Origin of the sequence: Rhodanobacter lindaniclasticus (genome assembly GCF_004799035.1) — a bacterium.
Classification (GTDB): Bacteria; Pseudomonadota; Gammaproteobacteria; order Xanthomonadales; family Rhodanobacteraceae; genus Rhodanobacter; species Rhodanobacter lindaniclasticus.
The window spans coordinates 43289-58293 of the sequence record NZ_MWIO01000026.1 but is presented as its reverse complement, the minus strand read 5'-3'; the positions used below and the strand labels follow the sequence as shown (position 1 = coordinate 58293).

The window sequence follows — 15005 nt, the reverse complement described above, 5'->3', positions numbered from 1 at the left end:
ACGTCCGAGGAACGGGAGTTTCGATGAATTCACTGAAAGATCTGCTTGCGAACAACCGCCGCTGGGCCGATCAGGTCACCACGCAGGACCCGACCTTTTTCGAGAAGTTGTCGCAGCAGCAGGCGCCGCAGTATCTGTGGATCGGCTGCTCGGATTCGCGCGTGCCCGCCACCCAGATCGTCGACCTGCCGCCGGGCGAGATCTTCGTGCATCGCAACGTGGCCAACGTGGTGGTGCACACCGATCTCAACGCGCTCAGCACGATCCAGTTCGCCGTCGACGTGCTCAAGGTCAAGCACATCCTGGTCGTCGGCCACTACGGCTGCGGCGGCGTCGGCGCGGTACTGAAGGAAAGCCGCCTGGGCCTGATCGACAACTGGCTGCGGCACATCACCGACATCGCCATGAAGCACTCGGACAAGCTCGACCCGAACCAGTCGTTCGCCCTGCGCCACGCCCACCTGTGCGAGCTGAACGCGCTGGAACAGGCGCTCAACGTATGCCACACCACGGTGGTGCGCGAAGCCTGGGAGCGCGGCCAGCAACTGGCGGTGCACGCCTGGATCTACGGCCTGGACAATGGCTGCATCCACGATCTGGGGCTGGACGTGCGCGGACGCGAACAATTGCCCGAAGCATATGAGCAGGCCGTGACCCAGCTGACCCGCCGCTGGACCGGCGACGCATGAGCGGCGCAGGCATCCGCACCGACGCCGCGCCGCAACCGGTGGGCACCTATCCGCATGCGCGCTGGGTCGGCGACCTGCTGTTCCTGTCCGGTGTCGGTCCGCGCCAACCGGGCAGCAATGCCATTCCCGGCAATGTGCACGACGCGGGCGGCAAGCTGATCGACTACGACATCGAGGCGCAATGCCGGCAGGTGTTCGCCAACGTGCGCGCCGTGCTGGAGGCCAGCGGCGCGCAATGGACCGACCTGGTCGACGTCACCGTGTTCCTGACCGACATGTCGCGCGATTTCGCGACCTACAACCGCCTCTACGCGGAATACTTCGCCGGCGTGGACGCCTGCCGCACCACGCTGGGCATCCACAGCCTGCCCACGCCGATCGCGATCGAGCTCAAGTGCATCGCTGCGCTGCCGGCACAAAAAACCCCGCCGACCTGAGTCGGCGGGGCATTCAGCCAGAACCTTTCCAGGTCGGCGCGGGATCAGCCCGCGGTCGGCGTGGTGGCGGCCTTCTTGTGGCTCTTGTGATGCTTGTGGGTCTTGTGGTGCGTCGTGGTATGCGCGACGGCTTTCGGCGCAGCTTCGGTCGCCGGGGCGGCCTTGGTTGCCACTGCAGTCTGCGCCGCAGGGGTGGCGGCCTGCGGGGCAGCGGCCTGGGCCAGCACCGAACCGGAAAGCGCCACGCCCGCAACCAGCAGGGAGGCAATCAGAACATTACGCATCATGGTGACAAACCTCGGACAAGGAATGCCGCGAGCCCGGCCGGAACCCGGCGCCTCGGGTAGCGCGACGACGAGACAATGCAGCGCGCAGGAGATACGGCTGCTGAATGCGGCAGGCCATTTTCCTGCGCCGGATTGCGCTGGAACTTGACAGTCGCAAAACGCTCCCGCGGTCGGCAATTTCTTGCGTTCAAGCCACGCAGGCGCGCAGCAACCGTCCGATCAACGCCTGCACCTGCGACGCCTTCGAGGCCTCGTAGGCAAAGCTTGCCTCGTCCATGTAGTTGAGCTGCACCAGCTCCAGTTGCACGGCCTGCACGCCCGCATCCGGACGGCCGTAATGGCGGGTGATGTAACCTCCCTTGAAACGGCCGTTGACGGCGATGCTGTATCGCGACTGCGCCTGCAGGCATTCGACCAGGCGTGCCTGCAGGGCGCCGCCGCAGCTGGCTCCGTCGGCGGTGCCGAGGTTGAAATCCGGCAGCCTGCCCTCGAACAGCATCGGCACGCGACCGCGGATCGAATGCCCCTCCCACAACACCACACGGCCGTGTTCCGCCTGCAGGCGCGCAATTTCCTGCGCCAGGGCATCGTGGTACGGCTGCCAATATTCGTTCATGCGCCGTTGAACTTCGGCCGCATCGGGCGCCTCGCCCTCGCGATACAGCGGTTCGCCATCGAAACCGACCAGCGGCACCAGACCGGTCTCGCGCTGGCCGGGGTACAGCGCATGGCCATCGGCCGGCCGGTTGAGATCGACCACGTAACGCGAGGCGACGGGCTTCAGCACGCTGGCCCCCAGTGCCTCGGCCAGCGGTTCGTACAACCGTGCCACGTGCCAGTCGGTGTCGGGCGAGCGCCGCGCGGCCGGGTGCATGCGCGCGGCGATGTCCGCCGGAATGAAGCTGCCATCGTGCGGCAGGCTGATCAGCAGAGGCGCGCGCCCCCGGTACAGGGTGAATGTGTTCATCGTTCCAGTCTAAGGGCCGGGACCGGGTCTGGGAATTCGGGTGCGCGAGAGCCATGGTCGCACGGACTTCGGCTGTCCCGGATCCCGGCCGTCAATCCATCAGGACCAGCTCTTCGGCCGAGGTCGGGTGGATCGCCACGGTGGCATCGAGATCGCGCTTGCAGATGCCTCGCTTCAAGGCCACGGCAAATCCCTGCAACATTTCGTCGGCACTCGGGCCAAGCAGGTGGATCCCCACCACGCGTTCGTCCTCGCCCACGCAAACCAGTTTCATCAGGCTCTGTTCGCGCTTGCCCACCAGCGCCCAGGCCATCGGCGTGAAGCGGCTGCAGTGGACGCGCACCGCCTCGCCGTGGCGTTCCCGCGCCTCGTGTTCGGTGAGCCCGACGCGACCCATCGGCGGCTTGGAAAACACCACGGTGGGGATGTTGCGGTAATCCATCCGCGCCTGTTCCTGCCCGCCGAACAGACGGTCGGCGAGCGCGCGCCCGGTCGCCACCGCCACCGGGGTCAGCTCGTGCCTCCCGGTAACGTCGCCCACCGCGTGGATGCCCGCGACGTTGGTGTCCTGCCAGGCGTCGGTCGCCACGTGGCCCTTGTCGTCCCGCGCCACGCCGACGGCGTCCAGGCCCAGCGATTCGGTATTCGGCACCCGCCCCACCGCCCACAGCACGGCGTCGTAGGGACCGCGCGGGCCGGCCAGGGCACCGTCGTCCAGCACGATGCCATCGTCCACGCGGCGCGCGGCGTGCACATCGGTGTCCAGGTGCACCGCGATGCCCTGGCCATGCATGTGCTCGCGCAGGGCGCTCACGAGTTCCGCGTCGAAGCTGCCCAGCAACCGCTTGCGCGCCAGCATCTCGACACTGCAGCCCAGCGCCCGCAACAGGCCGGCGAACTCCACGGCGACGTAACCGCCGCCGACGATCGCAACGCGCCGGGGCGCGGCATCGAGGGCAAAAATGTCATCCGATACCAGGCCCAGCTCGAAGCCGGGAATGTTCAGGCGACGCGGCCGCGCGCCGGTGGCGATCACCACATGCGGCGCCTGCGCGCGGCTGCCATCGGCCAGTTCCACCGTGTCCGCGGCGACGAACCGCGCGTGCTGCTGCATGACCTCGACGCCGGCCTGCTGCAGGCGTTCGGCATAGCGTTGATCGATCCGTCCGATGTAGGCCGCGCGCACCTCGCGGAAGTGCCTCCAGTCCAGCGGCCCGGGCTGCGCGTCGAACCCCAGCGCCGTGGCCCAGCGCTGTTCCTGCGCCCACTGCGCCGCGATCCACATCGCCTTCTTCGGTACGCAGCCGCGATGCACGCAGGTGCCACCCAGTTCGCGCGGCTCGACCAACGCCACGCGGGCGCCATGCCTGGCTGCGCGAAAGGCCGTGGCCAGGCCGCCGGAACCGGCGCCCAGCACGATCAGGTCATGGCTTGCGGTCATCGCATCATCCTCGGCGTTCGTGGGTGGCGCCCACGCAAGGCGCCACGCTCGCTACGGCCCGAACCGGGCGGGCGCATCGGCCCTGGCATCGTTCATGACCGAGAGCCTCGGACCGACTCGGCAATGCGCCCGCATCGGTCGCCGATCCGTCATTCGATGGTAGCAAGTGGCGTCGCACCTGCGCTTACGGTGCAAGCACTCCACTACTTTCTGAACACTTTCTCCCAACCCATTGATTTGGTAACCTCGGGCTGACTCAGGCCGAGATCGTGCCATGCCTCCGGATCGAGTATCCCGCCTCACCTCGACCGCCACCCCTTGCGGCCTGGCGCGACAACTCCTGCTCTACGCCATGATCGCCCTGCTCACCGCCTGCGCCAGCAGTCCGCACCGGCGCGAGACCACCTACAAGGCCTCGCATTCGGCGCTGGCCGACCTGCCGCCCCGCGCGCCGTCGGCCGCCAGCGCGGGCGAGGCGAACGACATCCTGTTCCGCGCGATCGGACTGGTCGGCACGCCCTACCGCTGGGGCGGCAATACGCCGACCGGGGGGTTCGATTGCAGCGGCCTGGTCGATTACATCTACCGCACGGCCGCCGGCATCAGCTTGCCGCGTACGTCGCACGCGATGGCTTCGATGCACGCCCGCAAGGTGAAGCGGATGACCCAGCTGGCCAGCGGCGACCTGGTGTTCTTCGACATCGGCGGCAGCATCAGCCACGTCGGCGTGTATGTCGGCAAGGGACGCTTCGTGCATGCGCCCAACAGCGGCGGCACGGTGCGGCTGGACGACATCGACGGGCCGTACTGGGGCGACCACTTCGCGTACGGGAAGCGGGTGCTGGATTGAGGGCCGTACAGGGCGAAAGCCTGTGCACGATGATCTTCGTCATGCGACGGAAGGAAAAGCATCGCGTACCGTAATCCGAGCGCTCCCTCATCCAAACCTTCTCCCAAAGGGAGAAGGGGCAAACGAAAAACGGCGCCGAGGCGCCGTTTTGGTTTGATCCGATTATCCGCAGCTCAGTGCTCCGCACTGCCCGGCGGATGCGCGTGGCCGTGCTGCAGCTCTTCTTCCGTGGCGTCGCGCACCTCGCCGATGCTCACGTCGAAATGCAGGTTCTTGCCGGCCATCGGGTGATTGAGGTCCACGTCGATCGTGCTCATGCCGACCTTGTGCACGGTGACGGCGCGCTGGCCGCCTTCCTTCAGCTGCAGCACGGTGACCATGCCCGGCTTGAGCCGGTTGGCCTGCGGGAAATACTTCTTGGACATGCGCTGGATCTGCCCTTCCTGGCGCTCGCCGTAGGCGTCTGCGGCGGCCACGTCCACCGCCAGTTCCTCGCCGGTCTCGTGGCCCCCGAGTGCGGTTTCCAGGCCGGGAATCAGCTGGCCGTGGCCAAGCAGTACCCACAACGGTTCGTCGCGGTCGTGCGAGCTTTCCACCTTGTCGCCGGCCACCGTCAGCGTGTAGTGCAGGGAAACCACCTTGTCCTTTCCAGCTTTCATCGTATGTCTCGCAAGAGGGCGCAAACCGGCGATTCTATCAGGAGCGCTGCCTGCCAAAGTACGTACCGCGCACCTCCGGCCCCAGCCACGCCAGCAGGGCCAGCACGACGGCCACTGCGGCCATCCACCCCGCCATCACCAGCGCGTAGTTGCCGCCGCTGCGATCGGCCAGCCACGATTGCGCGGTGGCCGTGCTCGCGGCCAGCAGGTTGCCCAGCTGATAGGCGAAGCCGGGCAAGGTGCCGCGCACGTCGTCCGACGACAGCTCGTTGAGGTAGGCCGGCACGATGCCCCAGGCCCCCTGCACCATCACCTGGATGAGGAACGCGCCCAGCCCGAGCAGCACCAGTGAGCCGCCATGCGTCCACAGCGGAATGCACGGCAAGGCCAGCAACGCCGCCACGATCATCGCGCGTCGCCGGCCGATGCGTTCGGACCAGGCGCCGAAGCTCAGGCCACCGAGGATGGCGCCGGCGTTGAGCAGCATCGTCAGCACGGTCACCGTGCCGACCTGCAGGTGCAACTGCGATTTGAGGAAGGTCGGATACATGTCCTGCGAGCCATGGCTGAACATGTTGAACGCCATCATCAGCAGCATCATGTACAGCAGCCGCTTCCACTGCCCGCGCATCGAGTCGCGCAGACTCCGCCGCTGCCTGCCCGCCTGCCCCGCCTGCCATACCGGCGACTCGGGCACCTTGCTGCGCAGGTACAACACCAGCAAGGCCGGCAGCACGCCGACGACGAACATCGCGCGCCAGCCCAGGCCCAATACGTCGAATACCACCCAGAAGGCGATCGCGCCCAGAAAATAACCGCAGGGATAGCCGCTCTGCAGCAACCCCGAAACCAGCCCGCGAGCGCGCACCGGGATGCTCTCCAGCGCCAGCGAGGCACCGACGCCCCACTCGCCGCCCATCGCCACGCCGAAGGCGAAACGCAGCACCAGCAGTACCGTCAGCGTCGGTGCGAAGGCGCAGGCAAATTCCAGCAACGAGAACAGCAGCACGTCGAACATCAGCACCGGCCGGCGCCCGTAACGATCGGCGAGCCGGCCGAACAGCAGCGCGCCAAGCGGGCGGGCCGCCAGGGTCAGCAGAATGCCCAGCGTCACCTCGGTCTTGTGCACCTGGAAATCGTCGGCGATGTCGCCCAGCACGAACACCAGCAGGAAGAAGTCGAACGCGTCCAGCGTCCAGCCGAGGAAGCTCGCCGCCACCGTATGTCGCTGGGTGGAGTCGAGTTGGCGCAGGGGTGAAAACCACGACATCGCGAAACTCCAGGCAGCGGCCGTCGAGCGGCGGTGCGCACGGTATGCACGAGGCCGGCCCGCTACGCAACCCCGCACCATCCCGGCAAGCTTGTTAGGCTGGTCGCATCTCCGGCACGCGGGACGCGCATGGACGGTCACTCACGGCGGCACATCGCGCGGCTCTACCAGGGCCACCTGCAGCGCGGCTACGTGCGCGGCAAGCTGGCCAGCGACCCGGTCTACGATGCCGTGTCGACGCGGATCGACGGTACGTCGCTGCCGCTGCTCGACATCGGCTGCGGCATCGGCCTGCTGGGCCAGTACCTGCATGCGCAAGGCCTCGCCCAGCCCTACCTCGGGCTGGATCACGATCCGCGCAAGATCGCGGCGGGCCAACGTGCGGTGCAACGCGCGGGACTCGATGCCGTGATGCGCCTGCAACAGGCCGACGTCGCCGAGCTGCCGCCGCAGCAGGGCCATGTCGCCCTGCTCGACGTGCTGCACTACCTGCCCGCCGCGCGCCAGCCCACCCTGCTACGGGACGCCGCGCGGCACCTGTCGCCGCAGGGTCTGCTGATCATCCGCAACGTGCTGCGCGAGGCCAACTGGCGCTTCCACGCCACCCGCGTCGAGGAGTTCTTCCTGCACGTCTCCGGCTGGATTCCCGGCGGCGCGCAGCACTATCCGAGCGCCGACGAGGTGCGCGTGCCGCTCGAACAGGCCGGGCTGGAGGTGCGTATCGAGCCCCTGCGCGGACGCACGCCATTCAACAGTTATCTGGTCGTGGCGCGCCATCCTCGCTGACGCCCGCCCGCAGAGGCAGACGTCGGCATGCCGAATCAGCTATACTCACCGGATCGTCGTTCCTTCGACGGTTGCGGCAACCGCCGCCCCCTTCCCCTTGATTCGCAACACGGTATGAACACTCCGGGTTGCACAGGAGTGTTTCATGTCCTTCGATTCGCTGGGCCTTGCGCCCGCGTTGTTGCGTGCGCTCGCCGATTACGGCTACGCCAATCCCACCCCGATCCAGGCCGCGGCGATCCCGCCCGCGCTGGAAGGCCACGACCTGCTCGCCGCTGCGCAGACCGGCACCGGCAAGACTGCCGCGTTCGCGCTGCCGCTGCTGCAGAAGCTCTCGACCAGCGGGCAGACCATGACCCGCCGCCCGCGCGCGCTGATCCTCACCCCCACCCGCGAGCTGGCCGCGCAGATCCACGAGAACATGCGCGACTACGGCAAGCACATCCACGTCAGCGCCACCACCATCTTCGGCGGCGTCGGCATGGGCCCGCAGATCAACGCGCTGCGTCGCGGCGTGGACGTCGTGATCGCCACCCCGGGCCGGCTGATCGACCACCTGCAGCAGCGCACGCTGGACCTCTCCGCGGTGGAGACGCTGGTGCTGGACGAAGCCGACCGCATGCTCGACATGGGCTTCCTGCCGGCGCTGAAGCGCATCCTGCAGTCGGTGCCGAAGAAGCGCCAGACCCTGCTGTTCTCGGCCACCTTCGCCCCGGCGATCAAGACGCTGGCAATGGAGTTCATGCACAACCCGCGCGAGATCTCGGTCTCCGCACCGAACACCGTGACCGCCCTGGTCAGCCACCAGGTGCATCCGGTGGACGCTGCGCGCAAGCGCGACCTGCTGCTGCACGTGCTGTCGGCCGATACCCGTCGCCAGACGCTGGTATTCAGCCGCACCAAGCACGGCGCCGACAAGCTGGTGACCTTCCTCAACGCCTCGGGTCTGCGCAGCGCCGCGATCCACGGCAACAAGAGCCAGAATGCCCGCACCCGCGCACTCAGCGACTTCAAGAGCGGCCGCGTCACCGTGCTGGTGGCCACCGACATCGCCGCGCGCGGCATCGACATCGAGCAGTTGCCGATCGTGATCAACTACGACCTGCCTTCGGTGGCCGAGGATTACGTGCACCGCATCGGCCGCACTGGCCGCGCCGGCATGGAAGGCCTCGCGCTGTCGCTGGTCAGCCATGACGAAAGCGGCCTGCTGTACGACATCCGCAAGCTGCTCAAGCAGGACATCGCGATCACCGCCATGGCCGGCTACGAGCCCTCCGCCCCGCTGCGGCTGGATGCCGGTGCACCGCGCCCGAAACAAGGTGGCGGCGGCCAGCGCCAGCAGTCGCGCGCGCCGCGCCAGGGCAAGCCCGCCGGTGCGGCACGGCCGAGCGGCTATGCGCCGCAGGGCCGCGGCGACCACGCCGCCGGCAACCAGCGCCGTCGCAACAATCGGCGCCCGGCGGCCAAGGCCTGACCGGGCAACGTCCCTGGACCCATCTGTAGGAGCCCGCTCGCGGGCGATGCCCTTGCCCTCGGAATTTGGATTCGCAAGAGCAGAGCATCGCCCGCAAGCGGGCTCCTAGAGCAGGCCCAGCACCTTTGCGTGATGGCGCAGGTGGTCGTCGATGAAGCTGGTGATGAACCAGTAGCTGTGGTCATAGCCGGCGTGCCGGCGCAGCAACAGGGCCTGCCCGGATTCGGCGCAGGCCTGGTCGAACAGTTCCGGTTTCAACTGCGCTTCGAGGAAACCGTCGGCCTCGCCCTGGTCGATCAGGATCGTGCCGGGAAAGGTCTGCCGCCGCACCAGTTCGCAGGCATCGTGCGCAGCCCAGGCCGCCGGGTCGTCGCCCAGGTAACGCGGCAACGCCTTGCGCCCCCACGGCACCTGGCTGGGGGCCACGATCGGGGCGAAGGCCGACACCGAGCGATAGCGTGCGGGGTTCTTCAGGGCCAGGGTCAGCGCGCCGTGGCCGCCCATCGAATGACCGCAGAGGCCGCTGCGCGCGAGGTCGGCCGGGAAATGGACGCCGATCAACGCGGGCAGTTCGTCCACCACGTAACTGGCCATGCGAAAGCGTGTCGACCACGGCGCTTCGGTGGCGTCCAGGTAGAAGCCGGCGCCTTCACCGAACTCCCAGTCGCCGGTGGCGCCGTCGAAGCCGGTATCGCGCGGGCTGGTATCGGGCATCACCAGGATCAGGCCAAGTTCGGCGGCCAGCCGCTGGGCACCGGCCTTGATCGTGGCGGTTTCCTCGGTGCAGGTGAGGCCGGCCAGGAAATACAGCACCGGACACTGCTGCCGCGCCGCCTGCGGCGGCTGGTAGACGGCGAAGCGCATGGGGCCGGCACAGGCATGCGATTCATGCCGATAGAAACCCTGCACGCCCGCATGCAGGCGCTGTTCGGAAATCGTTTCGATGGCCATGGCTTTGTACCGTCCTGGTCGCGCGAACCGCCAGCATACTTGGCCGCCACAATGGCAGCCCGTTCAGGCTTGCCGGCCACGCGCGTCGGCAGAGACTGGTAGAATCCGCCCCTTGCGCGTCTCATTCACGGCGCTGCGTTCCGCTCCGAGGTTTCCCCCATGTCATCCCCCACTCCCGACCACGCCCCGGTCCCGTCCGGCTTTGGCGCGCTGGCGCTGCACCCCGACGTTCAGCGCGTGCTGGCCGACGTCGGCTACGAGTCGCCCTCGCCGATCCAGGCCGCCACCATCCCGCCGCTGCTGGAAGGCCGCGACGTGCTGGGCCAGGCGCAGACCGGCACCGGCAAGACCGCCGCGTTCGCCTTGCCGATCCTCTCGCGCATCGAGCGCCGCGCCGGCAAGCCGCAGGCGCTGGTGCTGGCGCCCACGCGCGAGCTGGCGATCCAGGTAGCCGAGGCATTCCAGACCTACGCCGCGCACGTCCCCGGCTTCCAGGTGCTGCCGATCTACGGCGGCCAGAGCTACGGCCCGCAGCTGCATTCGCTCAAGCGCGGCGTGCACGTCGTGGTCGGCACGCCCGGCCGCGTGATCGATCACCTGGACAAGGGCACGCTTGACCTGTCCGAACTGAAATACCTGGTGCTCGACGAAGCCGACGAGATGCTGCGCATGGGCTTCATCGACGACGTCGAGAAGGTGCTGCAGGCCACCCCGCCGGGGCGCCAGGTCGCGCTGTTCTCGGCGACCATGCCCGCGCCGATCCGCAAGATCGCGCAGCGCCACCTGAAGGAGCCGGTCGAGGTCACCATCAAGGCGGCCACCACCACCGCGGCGAACATCCACCAACGTTACTGGTTCGTCAGCGGCATGCACAAGCTGGACGCGCTCACGCGCATCCTCGAGGCCGAGCCGTTCGACGCGATGATCATCTTCGCGCGCACCAAGCAGGCCACCGAGGAGCTGGCCGAGAAGCTGCAGGCGCGCGGCCTGGCCGCCGCCGCGATCAACGGTGACATCGCCCAGGCGCAGCGCGAGCGGGTGATCCAGCAGCTGAAGGACGGCAAGCTCGACATCCTGGTCGCCACCGACGTGGCTGCGCGCGGCCTCGACGTGGAGCGGATCAGCCACGTGCTGAACTACGACATCCCGTACGACACCGAAAGCTACGTGCACCGCATCGGCCGCACCGGCCGCGCCGGGCGCAACGGCGAGGCGATCCTGTTCGTCAGCCCGCGCGAACGCGGCATGCTGCACGCGATCGAGCGCGCCACCCGCCAACCCATCGAGCAGATGCAGCTGCCGTCGGTGGAGACGGTCAACGACGTGCGCATCGGCAAGTTCAAGCAGCGCATCACCGACATGCTGGCGCAGGGCGACCTCGGCCAGTTCCAGCAGCTGATCGAGCAGTACGAGCAGGAACACAACGTGCCGGCGGTCGAGATCGCCGCGGCGCTGGCACGCATCGCCCAGGGCGACCAGCCGCTGCTGCTGGCACCGCCACCCAAGCGCGAGAAATACGAGCCGGCCACGCGCGAACACAAGCCACGCGAACGCGACAGCGCCACCCGTACCACCCGCGAGCACAAGCCGCGCAGCCACGAGGGCGCGCCACCGCGCGAGTTCGCGGCGCGTCCGCTGCGTGCGCACGCGACCGAGCAGGGCAAGCGCACCTACCGCATCGAGGTCGGCCACGAGCACGGCGTGAAGCCGGGCAACATCATCGGCGCGATCGCCAACGAGGCCGGCCTGGACAGCCAGTACATCGGCCGCCTCAGCATCCGCGACCACTACAGCCTGATCGACCTGCCCGACGGCATGCCGAAGGAAATCTTCGAGCACCTGAAGAAGGTGTGGGTGGTGCAGCAGCAACTGCGCATCCACGAATGGGACGGCAACGACACCGGCACCAGCGCCCCACCCGCGCACAAGCCCGGCGGCTTCCGGAAACCGGGCGGCTTCAAGCCACGTCCAGGCAACGGCAAGCCGCGACGCAGCTGACGCCGACGCCGTAACATCGGCGGAATCGCCGCAGCCGCGAAACCGCCGCATGCCCCGTTCCGCCAACGAACACCGTCCCGCCGGCGATGCCGGCCCGCGCCTCGACGGCCTGGCGCCGGAGGCGCTGCAGCACCTGCAGGCAGCTGCGCACGCGATCCGCGACGGCGCCATCGATACCGCCAGCCAGGCCCTGGACAACGTGCTCGCCGTGGCGCCCGAACACCCCGAAGCCTTGCGCCTTTACGGCCTCCTGCACACCCGCACGCACCGCCACGACGAGGCGCTAGCCATGCTGCAGCGGGCTATCGCGCAATGGCCCGACTATGCGCTGGCACATTCCGATCTCGGCAACGCACGGCAAGCTGCCGGCGACATGGATGGCGCATTCGCCAGCTGGCGCCAGGCCTGCACGCTGGCGCCGGACGCACCGATGCCGTGGTTCAACCTCGGCCGCAACCTGCAACTGCACGGCGACACCGCGGCGGCGATCGCCGCACTGGAGCAGGCGCAGGCACAGGCACCGGATTTCCTGCCCGCGACGATCCTGCTGGGCGACGCCCTCGTGCACGCCGGGCGCTTCGACGAGGCCGCGGCCCGCTATCGCGCCGCGCTGACGCTGCACCCGGCATGCGGCGATGCCTGGCGAGGGTTGGCCAACATGAAGACGCGGCCGTTGTCCGAAGACGACCGCGAGCATCTGGCGAGGGTCCTGCGCCGGCCGGACCTCCTCCCGTCCGATCGCATCGCTACCGGCTTTGCCCTGGGCAAGGTGTGCGAGGACCAGCACCGCCATGAGCAGGCGTTCGCGGCGCTCAGCGCGGCCAACGCGCAATTGCGCGAGCTGGCGCCGTGGGATGCCGGCGCCTTCCGGCAACATGCCGACGCCATTCTCGCGGCCTCCGCGCGCCTGCCGCCGCCTCTGGACCCCGGCCTGGGCCATGAGGCGATCTTCATCGTCGGCCTGCCTCGCTCAGGCTCCACCCTGTTCGAACAGATCCTGGCGGCGCATCCGCAGGTGGAGGGCGCCAGCGAACTGCCGGACCTCGAACAGGTGCTCGGCGAGGAATCCTCGCGTCGACGCCAGCCACTGCTGCACTGGATTGGAGATGCCAGCGCCAGAGACTGGCAACGGCTGGGCCGGCGCTACCTGGAACGCACCAGGCGCTGGCGCCGGCACAAGCCGCGACACACCGACAAGCTGCCGTCGAACTGGCTGCTGAGCGGCGTGCTGGGCGCCATGCTGCCAGGCGCGCCCATCGTCGACGTGCGTCGCGATGCGCTGGAGGCGGGCTGGTCCTGCTACAAGCAGCAGTTCTACCGGCTGCCGCATTTTGCCTGCACGCTGACCGACATTGCCGCCTATATCCGCGATTACGAGCGGATCATGGCTGTGTGGCAGGCGGACATGCCCCGACGCATCCGCACCCAGCACTACGAAGCGCTGCTGGCCGCACCGGAAGCCGAGATCCGCGCGCTGCTGGCGTTCTGCGGCTTGCCGTTCGATCCGGCCTGCCTCGATTACCACCACGCCGGACGCAACGTGCGTACCGCCAGCGCCGCCCAGGTACGCCAGCCCTTGCAACACGACACCGCCCGCGCCGATCGCTACGGTGCCCTGCTCGATCCGCTGCGCCTGGGCCTGGGCCGATCCACGATGGTGCGTTGACCGGCGGCAACGTCCACGGTGGGCGACGCTTCCGCGCCCCCCGGATACCGGCAGGGCGCAGTGCCGTCACGCGCTGCGCGGCAGCGGCGGTTCGTCGGCGTCGAAGGGATGGAGCCAGTCCTCCGGTTGCAGCACCGGCAGCCCATGCGCGCGGCGCGCCTTGTCGCATTGCGGACTGGCCGCGCCCGACTCCCACGAGGGTTGCACCTCACGGCATACGGACGGCCGCAGCGGATAGATGCCACAACGTGCGGCCTCCCCGATCACACCCTGCAAGGCGGTGCAGCGTGGCTGTGCGGCATGGGTGCCGCGCATCGCGACGCGGTGCGGGTCGAGCTTCTCGGTCAGCTCAAGCGGCACCTTGCCGCCGAGGAACGGCTCGGTCTCCGACCAGTGGAAGGCCACGCGGAAATACGCGCAGCAGGCGCCGCAACGCAGGCAGGGATGCAGCATCGAACGGGATCCGGAGGCGGCTCGTGGCGCACCCCTCGGCGCGCAGCGGACGGATTCTAGAGCCAGCGCGGCCCGCCGCGCGACGGGCCGCGCGAAGCGTTCAACACGCGCTCAGGGTTCGCCCGCAAACGTGTTGCACCGGTTCACGTCGCCGCTGCCGAAGCCGGCCTTGAACCACTTCACCCGCTGCGCCGAGGTGCCGTGGGTGAACGTGTCCGGCCGCACCCGGCCCTGCGCCTGCTGTTGCAGGGCGTCGTCGCCGATGTGGCTGGCGGCGTTCAGGGCCTCCTCGATGTCACCCGGCTGCAGCCAGTTCAACTCGCGCTGGCTGTGGTTTGCCCACACGCCGGCGTAGCAGTCGGCCTGCAGCTCCTGGCGCACGGACAGGCCGTCGGCACCGTCCATCGGTGCACCGCGGCGACGCGCCGCGTCGACCTTGTCGAACACGCCGGTGAGTTTCTGCACGTGATGGCCCACTTCATGGGCGATCACGTAGGCGCGGGCGAAATCGCCGGACGAATGCAGTTCGTCCTGCAACTGCTGAAAGAAGGCCAGGTCGAGGTAGACCTTCTGGTCGGTCGGGCAATAGAACGGCCCCACCGCGCTGGTCGCGCCGCCGCAGCCGGTGCTGACGCCGCCGTTGAACAGGTGCAGTTTCGGCTCGACATAGGTCATGCCATTGGCCTGGAAGATCTCGCCCCAGGTCTGCTCGGTCGAATGCAGGATCGCGCTGACGAAGGCCTGCTGCTCCGGATCGACCTGGGCCGGCGCGCTGGACGAGGGCGCATAGGGCGCGCTGCCGCCCTGGTCGAGCAGGGCCATGGGATTCTTGAAGAAGACCCAGCCCAGGATCGCCAGCACGATCAGGCCGCCGATGCCCATCCGGCCACCACCGCCGCCGAAGCGACCGCCGCCGCCATTGCCGCCGATCTCGACGTTGCTGCTGCTGCCACCTTTTCGCCAATCCATGATGTCCTCGCCGGGCGCCGTGCGGTGACGCCGTCGTGCGACGATAGCGCCACGCCCGTGGCCGCGCCAAGCGTCGCGCGTCTGCCGATACCGAATCCCGAGGACCAC

At 68.5% G+C, this 15005-nt stretch carries 15 protein-coding genes; 7 read left to right on the top strand and 8 right to left on the bottom strand.

Annotated elements, in window-relative coordinates; genetic code table 11:
• The first annotated feature begins 23 nt into the window (after nt 1-23).
• On the top strand, nt 24-689 hold the full coding sequence (can, locus tag B1991_RS08915; protein ID WP_136258374.1) for a carbonate dehydratase: 666 nt from the start codon (nt 24-26) through the stop codon (nt 687-689).
• The gene (locus tag B1991_RS08910; protein ID WP_136258373.1) at nt 686-1126 is read left to right on the top strand and encodes a RidA family protein; all 441 of its coding nucleotides are present in this window, start codon (nt 686-688) and stop codon (nt 1124-1126) included. The genes can and B1991_RS08910 overlap by 4 nt, the downstream gene beginning before the upstream one ends.
• Nucleotides 1127-1170: 44 nt before the next feature.
• Here the strand turns inward: B1991_RS08910 and B1991_RS08905 are convergent, their stop codons facing one another.
• The 3 genes from B1991_RS08905 to gorA form a co-directional block, all read right to left on the bottom strand.
• Nucleotides 1171-1413 carry a hypothetical protein gene (locus B1991_RS08905; protein WP_136258372.1) on the bottom strand — a complete coding sequence of 81 codons (243 nt, stop codon included), beginning with the start codon at nt 1411-1413 and terminating at the stop codon, nt 1171-1173.
• Between the two features lie 187 nt (nt 1414-1600).
• The gene (gene hutG, locus B1991_RS08900; RefSeq protein ID WP_136258371.1) at nt 1601-2380 is read right to left on the bottom strand and encodes an N-formylglutamate deformylase; all 780 of its coding nucleotides are present in this window, start codon (nt 2378-2380) and stop codon (nt 1601-1603) included.
• A 91-nt stretch (nt 2381-2471) separates the two neighbouring features.
• Nucleotides 2472-3821 (bottom strand): glutathione-disulfide reductase, encoded by a 1350-nt coding sequence (gorA, locus tag B1991_RS08895; protein WP_136258370.1) that lies wholly within the window; start codon nt 3819-3821, stop codon nt 2472-2474.
• Between the two features lie 274 nt (nt 3822-4095).
• On the opposite strand from gorA, the gene B1991_RS08890 reads away from it, so the two are divergent.
• The gene (locus B1991_RS08890) at nt 4096-4671 is read left to right on the top strand and encodes a C40 family peptidase (RefSeq protein ID WP_136258369.1); all 576 of its coding nucleotides are present in this window, start codon (nt 4096-4098) and stop codon (nt 4669-4671) included.
• Between the two features lie 173 nt (nt 4672-4844).
• Here B1991_RS08890 and B1991_RS08885 read toward each other — a convergent pair whose 3' ends face one another.
• Together B1991_RS08885 and B1991_RS08880 are read right to left on the bottom strand one after the other, a co-directional pair.
• Nucleotides 4845-5330, bottom strand: coding sequence for an FKBP-type peptidyl-prolyl cis-trans isomerase (locus tag B1991_RS08885; RefSeq protein WP_136258368.1), 486 nt, complete (start codon nt 5328-5330; stop codon nt 4845-4847).
• Between the two features lie 37 nt (nt 5331-5367).
• Nucleotides 5368-6600, bottom strand: coding sequence for an MFS transporter (locus B1991_RS08880; RefSeq protein ID WP_136258367.1), 1233 nt, complete (start codon nt 6598-6600; stop codon nt 5368-5370).
• Nucleotides 6601-6729: 129 nt separating this feature from the next.
• Between B1991_RS08880 and B1991_RS08875 the strand changes: the two genes are divergently transcribed.
• Complete coding sequence (locus tag B1991_RS08875; protein ID WP_136258366.1) at nt 6730-7386, top strand: class I SAM-dependent methyltransferase; 657 nt, start codon at nt 6730-6732, stop codon at nt 7384-7386.
• A 145-nt stretch (nt 7387-7531) separates the two neighbouring features.
• Nucleotides 7532-8860 (top strand): DEAD/DEAH box helicase, encoded by a 1329-nt coding sequence (locus B1991_RS08870; protein ID WP_136258365.1) that lies wholly within the window; start codon nt 7532-7534, stop codon nt 8858-8860.
• A gap of 105 nt (nt 8861-8965) precedes the next feature.
• Here B1991_RS08870 and fghA read toward each other — a convergent pair whose 3' ends face one another.
• A complete protein-coding gene (fghA, locus tag B1991_RS08865) occupies nt 8966-9811 on the bottom strand; it encodes an S-formylglutathione hydrolase (protein ID WP_136258364.1) in 846 nt (281 codons plus the stop codon).
• Between the two features lie 159 nt (nt 9812-9970).
• On the opposite strand from fghA, the gene B1991_RS08860 reads away from it, so the two are divergent.
• Nucleotides 9971-11809: a DEAD/DEAH box helicase gene (locus B1991_RS08860; protein WP_136258363.1), complete on the top strand. Its 1839-nt coding sequence runs from the start codon at nt 9971-9973 to the stop codon at nt 11807-11809.
• Between the two features lie 49 nt (nt 11810-11858).
• Nucleotides 11859-13475, top strand: coding sequence for a tetratricopeptide repeat-containing sulfotransferase family protein (locus B1991_RS08855; RefSeq protein WP_136258362.1), 1617 nt, complete (start codon nt 11859-11861; stop codon nt 13473-13475).
• 66 nt (nt 13476-13541) lie between these two features.
• Here the strand turns inward: B1991_RS08855 and B1991_RS08850 are convergent, their stop codons facing one another.
• Together B1991_RS08850 and ypfJ are read right to left on the bottom strand one after the other, a co-directional pair.
• Nucleotides 13542-13928, bottom strand: coding sequence for a YkgJ family cysteine cluster protein (locus tag B1991_RS08850; RefSeq protein ID WP_136258361.1), 387 nt, complete (start codon nt 13926-13928; stop codon nt 13542-13544).
• A gap of 111 nt (nt 13929-14039) precedes the next feature.
• Nucleotides 14040-14897: a KPN_02809 family neutral zinc metallopeptidase gene (gene ypfJ / locus B1991_RS08845; RefSeq protein WP_136258360.1), complete on the bottom strand. Its 858-nt coding sequence runs from the start codon at nt 14895-14897 to the stop codon at nt 14040-14042.
• Nucleotides 14898-15005 lie beyond the last annotated feature (108 nt).

Excerpts from the sequence above, each read along its gene's own strand:
- can (WP_136258374.1), top strand. The coding sequence starts at position 24 with ATGAATTCACTGAAAGATCTGCTTGCGAACAACCGCCGCTGGGCCGAT.
- B1991_RS08910 (WP_136258373.1), top strand. The coding sequence starts at position 686 with ATGAGCGGCGCAGGCATCCGCACCGACGCCGCGCCGCAACCGGTGGGC.
- B1991_RS08905 (WP_136258372.1), bottom strand. The coding sequence starts at position 1,413 with ATGATGCGTAATGTTCTGATTGCCTCCCTGCTGGTTGCGGGCGTGGCG.
- hutG (WP_136258371.1), bottom strand. The coding sequence starts at position 2,380 with ATGAACACATTCACCCTGTACCGGGGGCGCGCGCCTCTGCTGATCAGC.
- gorA (WP_136258370.1), bottom strand. The coding sequence starts at position 3,821 with ATGACCGCAAGCCATGACCTGATCGTGCTGGGCGCCGGTTCCGGCGGC.
- B1991_RS08890 (WP_136258369.1), top strand. The coding sequence starts at position 4,096 with ATGCCTCCGGATCGAGTATCCCGCCTCACCTCGACCGCCACCCCTTGC.
- B1991_RS08885 (WP_136258368.1), bottom strand. The coding sequence starts at position 5,330 with ATGAAAGCTGGAAAGGACAAGGTGGTTTCCCTGCACTACACGCTGACG.
- B1991_RS08880 (WP_136258367.1), bottom strand. The coding sequence starts at position 6,600 with ATGTCGTGGTTTTCACCCCTGCGCCAACTCGACTCCACCCAGCGACAT.
- B1991_RS08875 (WP_136258366.1), top strand. The coding sequence starts at position 6,730 with ATGGACGGTCACTCACGGCGGCACATCGCGCGGCTCTACCAGGGCCAC.
- B1991_RS08870 (WP_136258365.1), top strand. The coding sequence starts at position 7,532 with ATGTCCTTCGATTCGCTGGGCCTTGCGCCCGCGTTGTTGCGTGCGCTC.
- fghA (WP_136258364.1), bottom strand. The coding sequence starts at position 9,811 with ATGGCCATCGAAACGATTTCCGAACAGCGCCTGCATGCGGGCGTGCAG.
- B1991_RS08860 (WP_136258363.1), top strand. The coding sequence starts at position 9,971 with ATGTCATCCCCCACTCCCGACCACGCCCCGGTCCCGTCCGGCTTTGGC.
- B1991_RS08855 (WP_136258362.1), top strand. The coding sequence starts at position 11,859 with ATGCCCCGTTCCGCCAACGAACACCGTCCCGCCGGCGATGCCGGCCCG.
- B1991_RS08850 (WP_136258361.1), bottom strand. The coding sequence starts at position 13,928 with ATGCTGCATCCCTGCCTGCGTTGCGGCGCCTGCTGCGCGTATTTCCGC.
- ypfJ (WP_136258360.1), bottom strand. The coding sequence starts at position 14,897 with ATGGATTGGCGAAAAGGTGGCAGCAGCAGCAACGTCGAGATCGGCGGC.